Genomic DNA, 16,654 nt, shown 5'->3' with positions numbered 1-16,654 from the left:
GAAGTTTGACGTAACGCGCATCACGTCCTAGAGTTAATGAAACGATTCAAGGCCCGAAGGTTATCCATGGGATCCCGTTGCCGCGGCTGGCGCCAACAACGACGTGTGGACATCACCGGCTCCTTGCCAATGAAGACGAAGGACAATGCCATGAGCATCACCCAAGCCACCGCTGCCCGCCCCGGCCAGGGGGCCGGGGCCGGGTCGCGGGATCCCAGGAAGGCCGCGATGAGCGGCTGGATCGGAAGCGCCCTGGAGTACTACGACTTCGCCCTGTACTCGCTCGCCGCCACGCTGATTTTCCCCACCATCTTTTTCCCGTCCGAGAACCCGACAGTCGGGATCATCGCCTCCCTCGCAACCTATGCCGTGGGCTACGTTTCCCGCCCGGTCGGCGCTGTTGTGCTGGGGGCTTACGGTGACCGGCTCGGGCGCAAGAGCGTGCTGGTGTTTGCGATGCTGCTCATGGGGTTCGCCACCTTCGCCGTGGGGCTCCTGCCCACCTACGGCCAGGTGGGCATCCTGGCGCCCGTCCTCCTGGTGGTCCTCCGCCTGGTCCAGGGCTTTGCCGTGGCCGGGGAGCTTGGCGGTGCCAGTGCGATGATCGTGGAGCACTCGCCCGATGCCAAGCGCGGCTTCTTCGCCAGCTTCAGCCTGCAGGGCACCCAGGTGGGCTCCATCCTGGCCACCGCCGTCCTGCTTCCGCTCGCCGCACTCCTCCCCGCCGACCAGTTCGGGGCCTGGGGCTGGCGGATCCCGTTTCTGCTCAGCGCCTTCGTGATCCTTGCCGGCTACTTCATTCGCCGCCGCGTGCAGGAGCCGCCCGCCTACGCGGCGCAGTCCGGTGAAGCCAAGGCAAAGCAGCGGTTCCCGCTCGTCGACCTCCTGCGCTCCCGCCCGGGGGTCCTGGTCCGCTGCGTGCTCATGACGTTCACCAACGTGATCGGCATGGCCACCCTGGTCTTCGGCGTCTCCTACGCCACCCAGGAGGGCTACGGCAACGGCTTCACCAGCAGCGAGTTCCTCTGGGTAACCCTCGTGGCCAACGTGGCGGCAGTAGTGACCATCCCGCTGTTCGGTGCACTGTCCGACAGGATCGGCCGCCGGACGCTCATGGCTGCCGGCGGCCTGGCTGGCGGCCTCCTCGTCGCAGGGTATCTGTGGGCGATCGAGCAGGGCAGCCTGCCGCTGGTCTTCGTCTGCGTGGTCATCGTGCAGGGCATTTTCTTCCAGATGTGGAACGCAACCTTCGCCACGTTCTTCCAGGAGCAGTTCCCCATGCGGATCCGCGTGACCGGCTTCGCCGTCTCGCAGAACATCGGGCTGATGATCGCGTCATTCTTCCCGAGCATCTTCACCGCGATCGCGCCTCCCGGCTCAACCAATGTCCCCCTCACCATTGGACTGGTGACCTTTGCCATCTGCCTCGTCTCCGCAGTGGCCACCCTCCTGTCCTCCGACACGAAGGGGAAGTCGCTTGAGGACCTTGAGGTGCAGAAGGTCGAACGCATGGGCGGCGAACGCCCGTAAGGCCAGGTTGGCCTGCTGCTGAAGCGCAGGAGGGGACAGCAGTTGCTGTCCCCTCCTTTTGCTGTTTGAGGACGACGGCGGCAACGCCTTCGCGTGCAGCTCGTGCTTGCATAGTTGTATACAAGTATGATGATCTGCGGAGGTGGCCCATATGCCAGATTCACCCGCCCGGAGCACCGGGGCGCACTTCGTCTACGCAGAACTGAAGCGGAGAATCCTGACCCGCGAGCTGAAACCGGGGGAGCGCCTATACGAGCCTGCCATGGCAGCGGCCTTGCAGGTGAGCCGCACGCCGCTGCGCGAGGCAATCCGGAGGCTCATCTCGGAGAACCTCCTGGAGCAGCAGCCCACCGGCGGAGTGCTGGTGCCCCAGTTGGATGCGGCCGTAATTTCGGAACTGTATGAGGTCCGTGCGGCGATGGAATCCCTCATGGCGCGCAATGCCTGCACCAAAGCGTCGGCCGCTGACATCGAAGCGCTCCACGCCATCCTTGCGCGCAATGCCGCGCTGGTGGAGTTCGCCGACGACGCGATGCAGCAGGGCATGGCGCTGCACGCAAAGATCGCCGGGATCGCCGGAAACTCGTGGGCGCGGCGCTTCCACGACCAGATCTCCAGCCAGATGGAGCGGTACCGGCACTTCACCAACAGCACGCAGGAACGAAGGGACCAGGCGCTCGCCCAGCACAGGACCTTGGTGGACGCCGTCGCCGCGGGAGACCCGGACGCAGCCGCGAAGATTGCCTTCGACCATGTCATGGCCGCCCGGGACGCTGCACTGAAGGCCATCTCGGCCAGCGGCCTGGCCTTCTCATGATCGGCGAACTGGGACGCCGCTCCGCCACTGCCCTGCTCGTTCATTCGGCGCTGATCCAGGCCGTGACGTTCCTGGTCCGGCCGGCCGCCACATACCGCGCCCTGGAGCTGGAGGTTCCCGGGTTTGCCCTGGGCCTGCTGGCCGCCAGCTACGCCGTCTTCCCGCTGCTGCTCGCCGTTCCAACCGGTAGCCTGGTGGACCGGCTGGGTGAGCGCCGGCTAATGGCGATGGGATCCGCCGTCGTTCTGGCTTCCTCTGCCTTCCTGCTGCTGTGGGGCTCGTCGATCACAGCGCTGGTGGTTGGCACCGCGCTGCTGGGCGCGGGCCAGCTCGCCTGTGTTGTTGGGCAGCAGGCTGTGGTGGCCAACAACGCAGCTGCATCCCGGATGGATTCCGCCTTCGGCTACCTGACCTTCGCGGCATCCCTGGGCCAGGCCCTGGGGCCGCTGGCCATCTCCCTGGTGGGCGGCGTAGCGGTCCGCCCCGATACCCAGGCCATCTTCCTGCTCTCTGTCGCCATGAGCCTGGTGCTTTTCCTGGCCACCTTCGCCGTGTCGGCAAAGGTCAGCGGCGGGAAGCGGAACGTGGTGGCGGCCGGCGGCGTCAACGGCAGCGCTGTTTCGCTGCTCAAGACTCCCGGCGTTGCCCGCGCGCTCGCCACCAGCGCCACCGTCCTTGCGGTGGTGGACCTGACCATGGTCTACCTCCCCGCGCTCGGGTCCGACCGCGGGCTCACTGCGGCGACTGTGGGCGCCATGCTGACTGTCCGCGCCGTCTTCTCGATGGTCTCCCGGCTCCTGCTGGGGCGGGTGTCCCGGAAGATCGGCCGGATGCGGCTGCTGGTGCTCAGCCTTGCCCTGTCCACCGTCGCACTGGCGGCGGCGGCGATTCCCATGCCCGTGTGGCTGCTGTTCGTGGTGATGGCCGTGCTCGGGCTCGGGCTCGGTATCGGCCAGCCACTCACCATGTCGTGGCTGTCGTCGCAGGCTCCGCCGGGGCAGCGCGGCCGGGCGCTGGCGCTCAGGCTCGCCGGCAACCGGGTGGGCCAGGTGATCCTGCCCAGCGCCATCGGCGGTGTTGCCGCCGGACTTGGCGCCGGTGGCGTTTTCCTGGCGTCGGCAGTGGTGGTGGGAGGGACCCTCCTGCTGCTCCGGGGTGTTCGGCTGGACTAGTTAGGGAAGCCGTGAACCAGGGAAGGCGCGAACTAGGGAAGGCGCGAAGGCCGGAGCAGGCTCGGCTCACCTGCCTGGGCCGGGTCCAGCGGAACCGGGCTGACCAGCACCGCAGGGCCCCTGTGCAGGAAACCGCTGGAAAGCGCGCGGCACCGGACTCCCCCGCGGCCGCGCATGGCAGGATGAACTCCCGGCGCGAGCATCTCGTTCATCCATGCGCAGGGCTGGGCGTGCCGGCCGCCATGGAATTCGACGCGCGAGCCGCCTGACTCCAGCACAAAGTCCTGGCCCAGCAGCGGCGCCAGCTGGGCGCCCCGGAGGATCACGTTTCGGCGCGTCAGCAGGGGGTTAAGAGGTCCGGCATCCAGCTCGGCCGCGATTGCCTCGAGGGACTCGACGGCGAACAGGGTCACCGCGGCGTCCATGTGCGCGGCCTTGCCGAAGAACCGGTCGCCCACGATACCCTTGCCGGCCACCACCTCGGCGCTCTCCGCGTCGAAGGTTGGCACGTCCGCAGCGCCGTCCCGTGCCCGCCCGAAGTAGGCGTGCGCCGGGGACACCAGCAGGTGCAGGATCTCAACGTTGTACCGGTTGCTCCCCAGCCGCTCCCTAACCTGGCAAGCTCGGCCAGGGATCCCTGCGGCCGTGGGCCCAGGCTCGACCACTGGACGGACGGGCTCAGCCACCGACGTACGCCGCCAGGTGCTGGCCCGTCAGCGTCGAGACGTCCGCCACCAAGTCAGCCGGCGTGCCCTCGAAAACGATCCGGCCGCCGTCGTGCCCTGCTCCCGGACCGAGGTCGATGATCCAGTCCGCGTGCGCCATGACCGCCTGGTGGTGCTCGATGACGATCACGGACTTGCCGGAGTCAACCAGCCGGTCCAGCAGGGCCAGCAGGTTTTCCACGTCGGCGAGGTGCAGGCCGGTGGTGGGCTCGTCGAGGACGTAGACGTCGCCCTTCTCGGCCATCTGGGTGGCGAGCTTGAGCCGCTGGCGCTCGCCGCCGGAGAGCGTGGTGAGCGGCTGGCCGAGGCTGAGGTAGCCCAGCCCCACATCCTCCAGCCGGTCCAGGATGGTCCGTGCGGCCGGCGTTTTGGCCTCTCCCTCGGCAAAGTAGGCGGCGGCCTCCGTCACGGACATCGCCAGCACGTCGGCGATGTTGCGTCCGCCCAGCGTGTACTCCAGCACGGCGGCCTGGAAGCGGCGGCCCTCGCATTCCTCGCAGGGGGACTCCACGGTGGCCATCACGCCCAGTTCGGTGAAGATGACGCCCGCGCCGTTGCAGGTGGGGCAGGCACCCTCGGAGTTGGAGCTGAACAGGGCCGGCTTGACGCCGTTGGCCTTGGCGAATGCCTTTCGGATGGGCTCCAGCAGGCCGGTGTAGGTGGCCGGGTTGCTGCGCCGGGAGCCGCGGATGGCGCCCTGGTCGATCACCACCACGCCATCGCGCTTGGCCACCGAGCCGTGGATCAGCGAACTCTTGCCCGAGCCGGCCACGCCTGTGACGACGGTGAGGACGCCCAATGGGATGTCGACGTCGACCGCCTGCAGGTTGTGCTTGGAGGCGCCGCGCACCTCAAGCGCACCTGACGCCTTTCGGACAGATTCCTTAAGAGAGGCGCGGTCCCCGAGGTGCCGTCCCGTGATGGTGCCGCTGGCCCGCAACCCCTCCACGGTGCCCTCGTAACAAACGGCACCGCCGGCACTGCCGGCGCCCGGCCCCAAGTCAACGACGTGGTCGGCGATGGCGATGGTCTCCGGCTTGTGTTCCACCACCAGCACGGTATTGCCCTTGTCCCGCAGCTGGAGCAGGAGCTGGTTCATCCGTTCAATGTCGTGCGGATGCAGCCCGATGGTCGGCTCGTCAAAGACGTACGTGACGTCGGTGAGCGAGGAGCCCAGGTGCCTGATCATTTTGGTGCGCTGTGCTTCGCCACCGGAGAGGGTGCCGGCAGGCCGGTCCAGGCTGAGGTAGCCCAGGCCGATGTCGGAGAAGGAATCGAGCAGGTGCTGCAGGCCCTTGAGCAGGGGAGCGACGGAGGGGTCCCTGAGACCGCGGACCCATTCTGCGAGGTCGCTGATCTGCATCTGGCACAGCTCGGCGATGTTCTTGCCGTTGATCCTTGAGGAGAGGGCCTGCTGAGTGAGCCGGGTCCCGTTGCACTCCGGGCAGGTCTGGAATGTCACGGCGCGCTCCACGAACCGGCGCACGTGCGGCTGCATCGCCTCCGGGTCCTTGGACAGCATGGACTTCTGAATCTTGGGGATGACGCCCTCGAAGGTCAGGTTGACGCTCTCCACCTTGATCCTGGTGGGCTCCGCATAGAGCATCGTGTCCAGCTGCTTTTTTGTGAACTTCGCGATCGGCTTGTCCATGGGCAGGCCCATGCCCTCGAACAGCCGGCCGTACCAGCCGTCCATGGAGTAGCCCGGGACCAGCAGCGCCCCCCCGTTAAGAGACTTGCCGTCATCGTACAGGGCCGTGCGGTCAATGTCGCTGACGTTCCCCATACCCTCGCACCGGGGGCACATACCGCCCAGGTACACGGCCTGCTGGACCACGGCCTTCTCCACGCGCCCGCCCTTTTCAGTGGACATGACGCCGCTGGCTTTGCGGGTGGGCACGTTGAACGAGTACGCGGTTGGCGGGCCGACATAGGGGTTGCCCAGCCGGCTGAAGAGGATGCGCAGCATCGCATGGGCGTCTGTTGCAGTCCCCACTGTGGAGCGCGGGTTGGCGCCCATCCGCTCCTGGTCCACGATGATCGCTGTGGTCAGGCCCTCCAGGAAGTCCACTTCCGGCCGGGCGAGCGAGGGCATGAAGCCCTGCACGAACGCGCTGTAGGTTTCGTTGATCAGCCGCTGCGACTCTGCAGCGATGGTGGCGAACACCAGTGAGCTCTTGCCTGAGCCGGACACGCCCGTGAAGACCGTCAGCCGGCGCTTGGGCAGCTCGACGCTGATGTCCTTGAGGTTGTTCTCCCGTGCGCCCTGCACGCGAATCAGGTCGTGTGAGTCGGCGACGTGCAGTCCTGCAGCCTGGGTGTCCGTGCTTGTGTCCGTGCTCATCTGGTCTCCATCTGTCGGGCCGGGGCAGGAAGGTGGGCTGCCTCCGCAGCCCCTCCCGCCGTCGTCGTTCTTCTTCTCTCAAGGCTGCTGGTTGATGCGGACGGTATTGCCGGCTGGGTCGCGGAAGGCGCAGTCGCGGATGCCGTAGGGCTGGTCGATGGGTTCCTGGACGACGTCGGCCCCGCTCGCCTCCACCTTGGCGAAGGCCGCGTCAACGTCGGGGGAGGAGAGGACGACGGTGGCGAAGGTGCCCTTGGCCATCATCTCGGCGATGGTGCGGCGCTCGCCATCGGTGATGCCGGGGTCCGCCGCGGGCGGGTAGAGGACGATGGAGACGTCCTTCTGGTCTGCGGGGCCGACGGTGATCCAGCGCATGGTGCCGCGCCCCACGTCGTTGCGGACCTCGAAACCGAGGGCGTCGCGGTAGAACGCCAGCGAGGCGTCCGGATCGGTGTGCGGCAGGAAACTGGAGGAGATGGTGATGTTGTTCATGGCAGTCATGCTAGTAACGGTTCCCGGGCGGGCGCTTCTCGATTCCTGACCGGTCTGCTCACCTGTTTTTCCACGCATGCGGGGATGCCCGCCGTCGACTTTTCTGCTTCCTGTTTGTAGGTGCTGGGCGGCATTCCCACCAGTTCAGTGAAGCGGGTGCTGAAGGTTCCCAATGAGGAGCAGCCGACGGCGAAGCACACCTCTGTGACGGAGAGGTCCCCTTTGCGGAGCAGCGCCATGGCGCGTTCGACGCGGCGGGTCATAAGGTAGCTGTAGGGCGATTCGCCGTAGGCGAGCTTAAAGCGGCGGCTGAAATGGCCGGCGGACATGTGGACTGCCTCGGCAAGTATTTCGACGTCGAGCGGCTGGGCGTACTCGCGGTCGATCCGGTCCTTGAGGCGCCTCAGTTGGGTCAGTTCGCGCAGGTAAGGGTCGGAGGGCGGGGGGCTGGTCACAGGTCCGATCGTGCTACGCCGAGGGGGTCTTGTCCAGAGTTTCGAAGTGCTGGCTGGTGCGTCCCGTTTTGTGCGTCAGGAGGGGTCCTGCCGGCGGGGTATGATTATGCCGCTGGCCAGCATGAGGTCCTCGCCCGAACAGGGCTCGAGTTAACGCAGCATCCGGCAAAAATACCCTTTGAATTACTATCCAATCCCCTGCCCGGATACTGCGCAGGGAGCCTTGAAAGGACGCCATGGAACTGCTGTGGGAAATTGCCGGCTGGGCAGGGGCGGCTGCGATCCTCAGCGCCTACCTCTCCGTTTCCATGGGCTGGCTGAAGGCCGGCAAGGGCTTCCAGACCGCGAATCTGTTCGGCTCCGTCGCTTTCATTATTAACGGCACAGTCCACGGGGCCTGGCCGTCCGTAGTGACCAACGTGGCCTGGTTCCTTATTTCCGCGGTTGCCCTGGTGCGGATGCGTTCTGCCGAGGCTCCTCTGGCGGCTGCTGATGCTCCCCAGGTTCAGTACCCCGGCGTCCCTGATACCACCGGCCAGTCGGCTGTTGTTGAGGTCCTTACCGGTTCCATTCCCGTGGTGGCGGCAAGACCGGCTGTGGCTTCCGTGCATGGCCTCGCTTCCGTCCACCCGGTGGCGCCCATGCATGCCGGAGCTTCCGTGCATGCCCTGGCTCCCGTGCATTCCATGGCGGACGGGCAGCGCCTGGCCCACTAAGGGCAGCTTCGAAGGTCTCTGGATCGGGCCGGTACCGCGTGGTAGCTTGGCCGTCTTACGTCGCTCGCAGGGAGCGATCCAGCAGGAGGGACAGGTCATGAGTGACACCAATTCCGCCGGAACGAACGTGGATGTCGTGGACATCCTGACCAGTGACCACCAGGACATGGTGGCACTGATCGGGCAAATCAAGGGCGCGGCCGATGGGACCGAGCGCAGGGATCTTGCCGACACCCTCATCGCCGAGGTGATGCGCCATGCCGTCGCCGAGGAGATGTACGTGTACCCCGCTATTGAGGACCACGTGCCCAACGGCAGCGAGGAAGTGGAGCACGACAAAAAGGAGCACGACGAGATCGTTAAGCTCATGAAGCAGCTGGAAAAGGCGGAGCCTTCCGACCCGGCCTTCATGGCGACGGTAAACGAGCTCGAGTCGCAGCTGACCCACCACGCGAACGACGAGGAGTCTGAGCAGTTTCCGAAACTCCGCAGCCACATTCCCCGCGAGAAGTTGGTGGAAATCGGCGAAAAGGTGGAGAAGGCCAAGAAGCTGGCACCCACGCGGCCCCACCCCAGCGCCCCGCATTCCGAGCTGTTCCACAAGACTGTTGGGCCCGGCGTCGGGATGGTGGACCGCCTCCTCGACAAACTGCAGCACCGCCGCACTGACTGAGGGAGCGGAACCAATTGTTCCGGCGGTTGCTGGAGGGTTGCGCAACAGCGTGTTGCTTGCAATTGTCCGGCACCCTCTCAGGTGAGCTCCTTGTCCCGCTGGCTGTCAGGTTGAACGCTAAGACCGTTCACGGGACATGTGCAGGAACTGTATTTCGAACCCTATTCTGACGCTCTATTCCTTGCTGCCTGACGTCAGGTTGGGTGTACTTCTCCCCTGCAGAGGCTGAACGCATCCGCTCCCTGACCTCCCTCTTGTGGATGTGTGTCGCCAGGAGTAACGCCGGCAAGGGCGTGGTGGTAGGTCAGGGGTCCGGGGCCCTGACAGATTTCGAAACTCATGTGCGAGGGCACGTTGTTGGGCGCATTGGCATTCATTTGGCTTATCTGAGAGGAGCCGGTGCATCTGCTGGTGGTCGTGCCACGATGTTGTTTGTGCAGCGTACGGCTGTTGCAGTGCTTTGTTGAATCATCGATCGCGAATCCAGTATCCGTCGACAATTTCGAACATCGGCGCCAGGGCTTGCATGGGGTCGCGCGTCATAGGGGAGTTTTGAATGTCACTCTAAACGGTGAGTCACAGAGGAGAGCCGGCCGCACTTTTTGCGGGGAGGTTGAGCTCTTCGGCGGCCTGGAGCATTGCTGATATCCATTGCTGTATGTCATTTGGTGCCTGCGGGCGGCTGACGTAAATTCCATTGTCTAAGCCAGTCAGGATCGCGATTGGGGCACTGCCAGCCGCGTCGGGGCCTGCGTACAGGGTCAGTTTGCTTCGGTTAGTGCCAGCTATGGAGAGGCACAGTTCGGTTCTGCTGGACAGCGTCGATTCCCACGATGCAATGCACGCTGGGGTGTAAGTCTTGATGGTCATATGTCCTCGTTTATCCGCGAGTCTTCATCGGTGGCAACTACTCCACCCGGGATAACCCGGATCATGACGCGGATGCCTACTCTTTGTTGCTGAGGACAGCGGCCGCAGATGCAGTCGAGGGGCAAAAAATATTCGCGCCGTGAAGACGAACAGGGCCGTTCAGTGAGGATTCCATTCAAAGGAAAAGGAGGCCCGGTATCAGTGAAACCGGGCCTCCTCAGTAACTAATCTCAGGCTTGCTGACGGCGCCGGAGAGTAAGGACCAATCCAGCCCCCAGCAGTCCAAGGCCAAGCGCAGCAGCAACACCGACCTGAGCGCCGGTGGAAGCAAGAGGCTGACCACCCTTCGCGGGTGCCCTCTCTCCGCTATCACCCGTGGCCGGAGTGCCGGGCTTGTTGTTCAACGACTCATCATTCTCGGCCGCCGGGGCGTAGGTGATGGTGACGTCGGCGTTGACGGTGTTCCCGCGGGTGTCGGTCACCTGGTAGGTGATTGGTGCGGGGTTGCCGGTGAAGCTGTTCTCCGGGGTGAAGGTGATCGCACCGGTGGTGGTGTTCACGGTCCAGGTACCCTGACCCGGGACGGCCAGCTCGGTGACCGGGTTCCCGTCACCATTGATGATCCGCACGCTGCCCGGGTTCAGATCGCCCTGATCATTACCGGTGACATCAACGGTCACCGCAGTGCCGGCCTTGTTGTTCAACGACTCATCATCAGCTGCCGCCGGGGCGTAAGCGATGGTGACGTCGGCGTTGACGGTGTTCCCGCGGGTGTCGGTCACCTGGTAGGTGATCGGGGCGGGGTTGCCGGTGAAGCCGTTCTCCGGGGTGAAGGTGATCGCACCGGTGGTGGTGTTCACGGCCCAGGTGCCCTGACCCGGGACGGCCAGCTCGGTGACCGGGTTCCCGTCACCATTGATGATCCGCACACTGCCCGGGTTCAGATCGCCCCGATCATTGCCCGTGACATCAACGGTCACCGCAGTGCCGGCCTTGTTGTTCAACGACTCATCATCAGCTGCCGCCGGAGCGTAAGCGATGGTGACGTCGGCGTTGACGGTGTTCCCGCGGGTGTCGGTCACCTGGTAGGTGATCGGGGCGGGGTTGCCGGTGAAGCCGTTCTCCGGGGTGAAGGTGATCGCACCGGTGGTGGTGTTCACGGCCCAGGTGCCCTGACCCGGGACGGCCAGCTCGGTGACCGGGTTCCCGTCACCGTTGATGATCCGCACACTGCCCGGGTTCAGGTCGCCCCGATCATTACCGGTGACATCAACGGTCACCGGAGTGCCGGCCTTGTTGTTCAACGACTCATCATCCTGGGGCTGTGTCTGGGCGATGGCGGTGCTGGTGAAGGTGCACGCAACGTTTCGTACGTTGGCCGGGAGCGTGAACGAGCCGGTGCTTCCGGTTCCTGTGGCTACGACGGCCCCGGTGACTGGGTCTACGCATTGCCAAGTGGTGGTGTAGTTGCTGGGGTCGGTTGCCCCTACCGGTTTCTGCTCGATAGTGAACGTTTCGCCGGGGAGCAGCAGGAGCGGTCCCACGGTTGCTGAGGTGTTCGTTCCGGTCGTAGTGGCGGTGTTGCCGGTGCTGATGCCTCCGCCGCCGACGGTGACCGTGAATTGGTCTGTGGGGTTGACGCGGCCGCCGGGGAGGTTGATGGAGGCGGACCCGGTGTAGGGGACAGCGTTTGTTCCGAGGTCGGTGATGGCTGCGTTGAGGCTGCGGCGCTCGAGGACGGCGCCGGTGATGGGGTTGACCCGGAGGAAGCCGTTGGTTCCGCTGCCTGCGATGTAGAGGTAGCCGTCGTCGGCAAAAGCCATCGAGTTCAGGGCCAGGCCGGCGTTGATTGCTGGTCCAACTCTTGTCGCGGTCGCTGTGCCGGCTCCGAGCTGGGCTGCGTCGACCCGGTAAACCTGGGCCAGTTGGGATCCGCTGGACACGAAGTAGAGGTTGCCGAGGCTGTCGAAGGCAATGTCGCCGTTACCTCCGGGCGGGTTGTCAGCGGTGACAGTGATCGTGCTGGTTCCCACGGCGTTGGTTGTGGGGTTGTAGGTCGTGAAGGTGAAAGTGTTGCCTACGGACTGTCCACCGAAGTAGAACAGTCCTGAGACGGGGTCTACGCCGCCCATGGTGTTCGCGACTGCCGGGCCGGTGCGCGGAGTCACTTCCCAGGCCTCGGTCGCCGCCGTGTATTCGTAGACGTTGGCGCTATTGGTGAGGAACAGTTTGCTTCCGTCACCGGCCAGACCGATTTGGTTGAGCCCGGTAGCTCCGTTGGGAGCGGTGAGGACGGTCGTCGTCGCACCGGTGGAGCGGTTGACCACGCGAATTTCCGAGGAGTTGGTCACCGTGGCGTACATGTTGGACGCAGGAAAGGGTTCCGCGGCGAAGGCTTGCTGTGGGACTGCTAAGAGCGTCCCGGCGATGATAGCGGTAGAGAGAGTGACGCCAGCAATTCTGGGAATCGACCCAGTCTGGTGGCGAGACTGACACGGAGATGCCAAAAACTTTCCTTCCAAGTAGAGGGCATGGCGCGGCCCCAAGACGCGTTTTTACTGAGAACCATGAGCTCTTTAAGGAGTGCCGTAAGGGCATCCCTGATTAACACCGCGCAGGTACGAAATCGTGACGCGGCAAAGGAACCAATTTTTACGGGCAGGCGCCCCTACAGGCACAACCACCACTGAATCCAGATGACACAGCCCGCGCCGGGGTTTGTTGGCGGCGTTGGTGCCGGCGTCGTAACCGGCGGCGTGACCGGAGGGATCGTCGGTGCCGTAGTCACCGGAGGGGAAGTGGGTGCGGTCGGGACCGGGATCGGGCTGCCGGTGGGACCGGGCACCGGCGGCAGTACCGGTTCGAGGGTGGGAAGGGGCACGGAAGGCACAACCGACGGAACCAAGGAGGGAACCAGCGGGGAAACATCCTGGCCGACAGGGGCTGTCCGTGCAGTGTTATGCGCCTCCGGAATGGCCCCGAAGCCCGGGCCGGCGGCAAAGGGAGCAGCCAAAGCAGGGTCCTGCACCGGTACCGGGGGAGGCTCTTTTGCCGTCGGGCTCTGCTCTGCGCCCGGTTCGGCAGCCGGATCCGGGACTTGCGCGGGATCGGCGTCGAGGGCCGCTGCGGCGACGGGTATCGGCTGAGAGGAGGCAGCCGGAGTCTCTTGGGCTGCGGGTTGTAAGGCACTGATGCCGGTTGCGGCGGCCACGGCGATGACTGCCGCGACAGCTGCGGCGGCCAGCCCCCCGGTCCACACGCCCATGTTCATCCCACCGGTGGGCAAGCCCGGCTGGGATGCACTGTCAAGCGGTGCAACTGCAGTGCTGCCGGCGAGGGGCGCTCCCGCAGGGATGGCCAGGAACCACGGGCCCACTGCCCGCCGCATGGTGGAGCGGGTGTCTTTCAACTCCCCGGCAACCATGGCACACCCGGGGCAGTCGTCCAGATGCTTCCGCAACCGGGTGCTTTCGGCAGAGGTGAGGTCCTGGAGGACGGACTTAACCAGCAGGTCCAGGACCGGTTTGCAGTCTTCCCCTAGTGCGGACCGGGTGTAAGCCTCCAGATAGGCCTTGCGCAACCCCCGCCGGGCCCGGACAGCTACTGCCGAGACAGCATTTGGTTCAATACCCAGAAGCGGGGCGACACGCCGGGGCGAATCACCCTCAACGTCAAGGTGCCACAGGACGGTCTGCCAACGTACGGGCAGCGAGGCGAACGCGGCCCCGGCAAGATTCCGGTCGTTCTCATTCAGAACGCGATCGTATCCTCCATCCTCAGCCGGCAGCTCTACGGGTTCCCGAACGAGGTCCTGCCGGGACTGTGCGTCCCAATGATCAGCTGCACAGGTCCTTACGGCCCTCAACAGGTAGGGGCGGAAAGGCCCTGTGGGTCCTTTGCCCCGCTGGATAGCACGTACTACTTTGTAAAACGCCTCTGAGAAGACGTCGTCAGCGTCAAAGCTGTTGCGCATCAGGCCCTTGGCATAGTTCTTCGCGCCGGGGGCGTGCCGCCGGTACAGCTCCTCTATAGCTGCAGCGTCATCCCTTTTAACTGCACGGACGAGATCCTCATCGGCCGCATTGGCCGGATCACCGGGCAAAGCTGTTCGGGTAGTCTGACCGTCGTCCCCGGATGCTTCGCAGAGATGGTCTTGATTTTTGGCAGCGCCAGTGCCGCCATTTTTTCCTATCACAACTATTCCCCCACCGCGGACCACACCGCTCCAGCACTGCCCAGGGACAAGCTGAATAGTCTGGTCCCCGTTTTTAACCCGCTTTCATGTGGATCGTGACGCGCAGCAGGAAAATTTCATGAATCCATAAAAATCTTCCGTGCAAGCGTCACGAAACGGCTCTGAAAGCGTTCATCGAGTGCCGTACAAAAAGATCCTACATTCTGGCGACACGCCCCTGAACAGGGAAAACACTCACTCACGAAGGGCAGATGACAGAAACGAGCAGCGCTGCCGCACAACGCCGGCGGCTCCGCGGATGCCCGTGCGAGACGAGAGAGGTCACGCGGAAAGAATCTTTGCCGGTGGCCGGGAAGCCGACGAACACCTGGTCGCACACGTGCTTGCCCAAAACCTAGGCGATTACATGAGCCTGAAAGTCCTGCACCTGACCCTCCTGTCCCAAAAAATCAGGTCAACCCAAGAACCTGACGTCCTGCTATTCCTGGAACAGCTCCTCAACCGGGGGCTCATGTCCATCGGGGACCTGCACGGAAACGAATTCGTGCCGTGGGACTGCGGCGTCAGCGAAGTAATCCAATGGATCCGCCAGGACAGCCCCGCGTCATTGGAATGGGCCGATGAGCTGGCCAACACCGCCTGGCTGAATAACACCCAGCACGGAAATGACGTAGGACGCACGATAATCCAAGCCCACCGCGGGTTAAGGAAGCGCCTCGCGCACCCAAGCCCTTGTCATGAAGCTTCCGTATCCACCGGGTACGGACTAGGGCGGGCCGACGACGAGCGAACCTATCTGAGACCGAGGTTCACCCCCACTCGTCGTCGGCCCTTCAACAAAAGGAACTCTTCGTACGCGACCCGCGAACGTTCGGACCTGTTCCTCGTCGTAGTACCGGTACCTCTTGACGGGGGTCAACCCGGCCGGGCTCCAGCAGCCCATTCTCGCCGTAGAACGCATGCTCACCGCCCGCAACCAGGAAATGGACACCCCAGATGGGCCTGGAAGCAGGCGCTGATGACTACGCCCCTAAGCCCTTCCGGCCCCGCGAGCTGAGGTACCGGGTGGAAGCGCTGCTGCGCCGACCCGTCGGCAGCGAGAAAACCAGCATCACCGGCTCTCCGCTGGCCCCGGAACCGTCGGCACTTCCGGCGCCCCGACCCGGCACCGGGCAGCAGTCTGCCGGGCTGTTCGACTACAACGGGTTGCTGCTTACCCTGGCAGCAAGAACGGTGCAAGTTAACGGTGTGGAACAAAGACTCACAGCCTCCGAATACGATCTCCACCCGGCCGCCCTGCTCCGTGGCGGCCGGGTCGTACAGGCCTGGCCATCTGCACCAGTATCGCCAAAGCACAGGGAGGCGAACTCACCCTCTCGGACAACCCCGGAGGCGGAACGCCCGTCACCTGGATCGAGCGGACTTACCACCGCCGGCGACGGCAAAGACGGCTGGGCAAACTCACGCCCATCGAATATGAAACAATCGACCGGACCGCGCTCACGGCGGCCTAAGACCCCGAGCCAACCAAAGCCGGGGCAGTCCCGCCCGAAGCCGGCAAGTACATCGATGTCGCCGAAATCGACGGTGCGGTCGAAGGATACGTCAGCTGGCAGGTCAGCACCGGTAGGGAGCATGGGGCGATCAGTATCCTTGCGGTAGCCCCACACCATCGGAGGGACAGCTAGGCCGTCATCTGTGCGAGCACGCCATGGCTAGGATGAAGCGCGCCAACAGTGAGAGAGTCGAGAAGTATCCGAAGGGCCGGGGCGCTGCCCCGGCTGTTCCAGACTTAGTGTGCGGCGTTGTACTGTTCAAGGACCTGGGCGCTGATGGTTCCCCGGTCGAAGACCCTGATGCCGTTTTCCTTGGCCCAGGCCCGGATTTTTGCGTTGCGAGCCTGGTGGGGGCGGGCCTTCCGGGCCGGCTTCGCCGTTCGTCCCTAAAGGTGCGCAAAGCGGCCCTCAAATTCCGGGCGTTGTCCGCGTTGAGGTCTATTTCGTAGGCGGTGCCGTCAACGGAAAAGCTGATTGTCTCCTCAGCGTCACTACCGTCCAGGTCATCGGTCAAAGTAATGATTGTTCGCTTAGCCACCGTAAAACCCTACCCGGATGGAAAAGCCAACCTGACGCAGGCAGCTTCTTGTGCCTCTTGAGCAAGGGCTTGGCACCGCTTTAGAGGTTCGTGTCGCGTCTCCGAACGGCGGCGGTTCTGATACTGTCAGTTTGCTTTTCCGGGAAGCCGGCTGGTACCCCCATGTAGCTTGGCCCCCAAAGGGACTTAAACCCCGTGAGGCGGCGGCCCCCTGCCGGCTCACGGTGGGGCTACAGGCCGTCCCTGGCGGTTGGCCGGGGTGAAGGGCAACGGTCTGTACTGCCGCCTCCTAACCATCCCCAGTTGTTCTCCTGGTGGGTTTCGTCAGAGCGCACTGGCGCAGGCCCATTTGCTCACCCAACAACTCGACGCTGGTTCGTCGTCTAGTGGGCAGCCCACACCGCCACGAACCATTCAACCCCCGAATTCTTCGTGAGGGGACGTGTTTGTGTCGGGGGCTTGCTTAGTGGGTGACTCCGGCAGAAGCTGCGGAGACTGTGATCTTGATTTCACCAAGAGACTGACCACATATTTCGAACACATTCACGTGGTGTTTTCCATGGCTCCAGCC

The 16,654-nt window shown here is 64.4% G+C and carries 12 protein-coding genes and 1 pseudogene; 5 read left to right on the top strand and 8 right to left on the bottom strand.

Annotated elements, in window-relative coordinates:
• Positions 1-150 precede the first annotated feature (150 nt).
• The 3 genes from FDW81_RS17145 to FDW81_RS17135 all read left to right on the top strand — a co-directional run bounded on the left by FDW81_RS17145 (position 151) and on the right by FDW81_RS17135 (position 3,519).
• The gene (locus FDW81_RS17145; RefSeq protein ID WP_138135416.1) at positions 151-1,530 is read left to right on the top strand and encodes an MFS transporter; all 1,380 of its coding nucleotides are present in this window, start codon (positions 151-153) and stop codon (positions 1,528-1,530) included.
• A gap of 151 nt (positions 1,531-1,681) precedes the next feature.
• The gene (locus FDW81_RS17140; protein WP_138135415.1) at positions 1,682-2,347 is read left to right on the top strand and encodes a GntR family transcriptional regulator; all 666 of its coding nucleotides are present in this window, start codon (positions 1,682-1,684) and stop codon (positions 2,345-2,347) included.
• Positions 2,344-3,519, top strand: coding sequence for an MFS transporter (locus FDW81_RS17135; protein ID WP_138135414.1), 1,176 nt, complete (start codon positions 2,344-2,346; stop codon positions 3,517-3,519). Before FDW81_RS17140 ends, FDW81_RS17135 begins: the two co-directional genes overlap by 4 nt.
• 32 nt (positions 3,520-3,551) lie before the next feature.
• On the opposite strand, the gene FDW81_RS17130 is transcribed toward FDW81_RS17135, so the two are convergent.
• The 4 genes from FDW81_RS17130 to FDW81_RS17115 form a co-directional block, all read right to left on the bottom strand.
• A complete protein-coding gene (locus FDW81_RS17130; RefSeq protein ID WP_138135417.1) occupies positions 3,552-4,121 on the bottom strand; it encodes an MOSC domain-containing protein in 570 nt (189 codons plus the stop codon).
• 76 nt (positions 4,122-4,197) lie between these two features.
• On the bottom strand, positions 4,198-6,588 hold the full coding sequence (locus FDW81_RS17125; protein ID WP_138135413.1) for an excinuclease ABC subunit UvrA: 2,391 nt from the start codon (positions 6,586-6,588) through the stop codon (positions 4,198-4,200).
• 78 nt (positions 6,589-6,666) lie between these two features.
• Positions 6,667-7,089 (bottom strand): VOC family protein, encoded by a 423-nt coding sequence (locus FDW81_RS17120; RefSeq protein ID WP_138135412.1) that lies wholly within the window; start codon positions 7,087-7,089, stop codon positions 6,667-6,669.
• A complete protein-coding gene (locus FDW81_RS17115) occupies positions 7,086-7,535 on the bottom strand; it encodes a helix-turn-helix transcriptional regulator (protein ID WP_138135411.1) in 450 nt (149 codons plus the stop codon). Before FDW81_RS17115 ends, FDW81_RS17120 begins: the two co-directional genes overlap by 4 nt.
• Positions 7,536-7,771: 236 nt before the next feature.
• Here FDW81_RS17115 and FDW81_RS17110 point away from each other — a divergent pair, with 236 nt between their 5' ends.
• A complete protein-coding gene (locus FDW81_RS17110) occupies positions 7,772-8,251 on the top strand; it encodes a YgjV family protein (protein WP_138135410.1) in 480 nt (159 codons plus the stop codon).
• Between the two features lie 97 nt (positions 8,252-8,348).
• The gene (locus FDW81_RS17105) at positions 8,349-8,924 is read left to right on the top strand and encodes a hemerythrin domain-containing protein (protein WP_138135409.1); all 576 of its coding nucleotides are present in this window, start codon (positions 8,349-8,351) and stop codon (positions 8,922-8,924) included.
• Positions 8,925-9,500: 576 nt separating this feature from the next.
• On the opposite strand, the gene FDW81_RS17100 is transcribed toward FDW81_RS17105, so the two are convergent.
• The 4 genes and pseudogenes from FDW81_RS17100 to FDW81_RS17085 form a co-directional block, all read right to left on the bottom strand.
• The gene (locus tag FDW81_RS17100) at positions 9,501-9,794 is read right to left on the bottom strand and encodes a hypothetical protein (RefSeq protein ID WP_138135408.1); all 294 of its coding nucleotides are present in this window, start codon (positions 9,792-9,794) and stop codon (positions 9,501-9,503) included.
• A 230-nt stretch (positions 9,795-10,024) separates the two neighbouring features.
• A complete protein-coding gene (locus tag FDW81_RS17095) occupies positions 10,025-12,157 on the bottom strand; it encodes an LPXTG cell wall anchor domain-containing protein (RefSeq protein ID WP_138135407.1) in 2,133 nt (710 codons plus the stop codon).
• Between the two features lie 305 nt (positions 12,158-12,462).
• Complete coding sequence (locus tag FDW81_RS17090) at positions 12,463-13,896, bottom strand: sigma-70 family RNA polymerase sigma factor (RefSeq protein WP_138135406.1); 1,434 nt, start codon at positions 13,894-13,896, stop codon at positions 12,463-12,465.
• A 1,885-nt stretch (positions 13,897-15,781) separates the two neighbouring features.
• Positions 15,782-16,083: pseudogene (locus FDW81_RS17085) on the bottom strand (Lsr2 family protein).
• Positions 16,084-16,654: the final 571 nt, after the last annotated feature.

It is taken from the genome of Pseudarthrobacter sp. NamB4, assembly GCF_005796185.1.
Lineage (GTDB): Bacteria > Actinomycetota > Actinomycetes > Actinomycetales > Micrococcaceae > Arthrobacter.
The sequence above is the reverse complement of the archived record's forward strand: the minus strand, read 5'-3'. Positions and strand labels throughout refer to the sequence as shown.

Coding starts and splice junctions, on each gene's coding strand:
- FDW81_RS17145 (WP_138135416.1), top strand. CDS start 151: ATGAGCATCACCCAAGCCACCGCTGCCCGCCCCGGCCAGGGGGCCGGG.
- FDW81_RS17140 (WP_138135415.1), top strand. CDS start 1,682: ATGCCAGATTCACCCGCCCGGAGCACCGGGGCGCACTTCGTCTACGCA.
- FDW81_RS17135 (WP_138135414.1), top strand. CDS start 2,344: ATGATCGGCGAACTGGGACGCCGCTCCGCCACTGCCCTGCTCGTTCAT.
- FDW81_RS17125 (WP_138135413.1), bottom strand. CDS start 6,588: ATGAGCACGGACACAAGCACGGACACCCAGGCTGCAGGACTGCACGTC.
- FDW81_RS17120 (WP_138135412.1), bottom strand. CDS start 7,089: ATGACTGCCATGAACAACATCACCATCTCCTCCAGTTTCCTGCCGCAC.
- FDW81_RS17110 (WP_138135410.1), top strand. CDS start 7,772: ATGGAACTGCTGTGGGAAATTGCCGGCTGGGCAGGGGCGGCTGCGATC.
- FDW81_RS17105 (WP_138135409.1), top strand. CDS start 8,349: ATGAGTGACACCAATTCCGCCGGAACGAACGTGGATGTCGTGGACATC.
- FDW81_RS17100 (WP_138135408.1), bottom strand. CDS start 9,794: ATGACCATCAAGACTTACACCCCAGCGTGCATTGCATCGTGGGAATCG.
- FDW81_RS17095 (WP_138135407.1), bottom strand. CDS start 12,157: ATGTACGCCACGGTGACCAACTCCTCGGAAATTCGCGTGGTCAACCGC.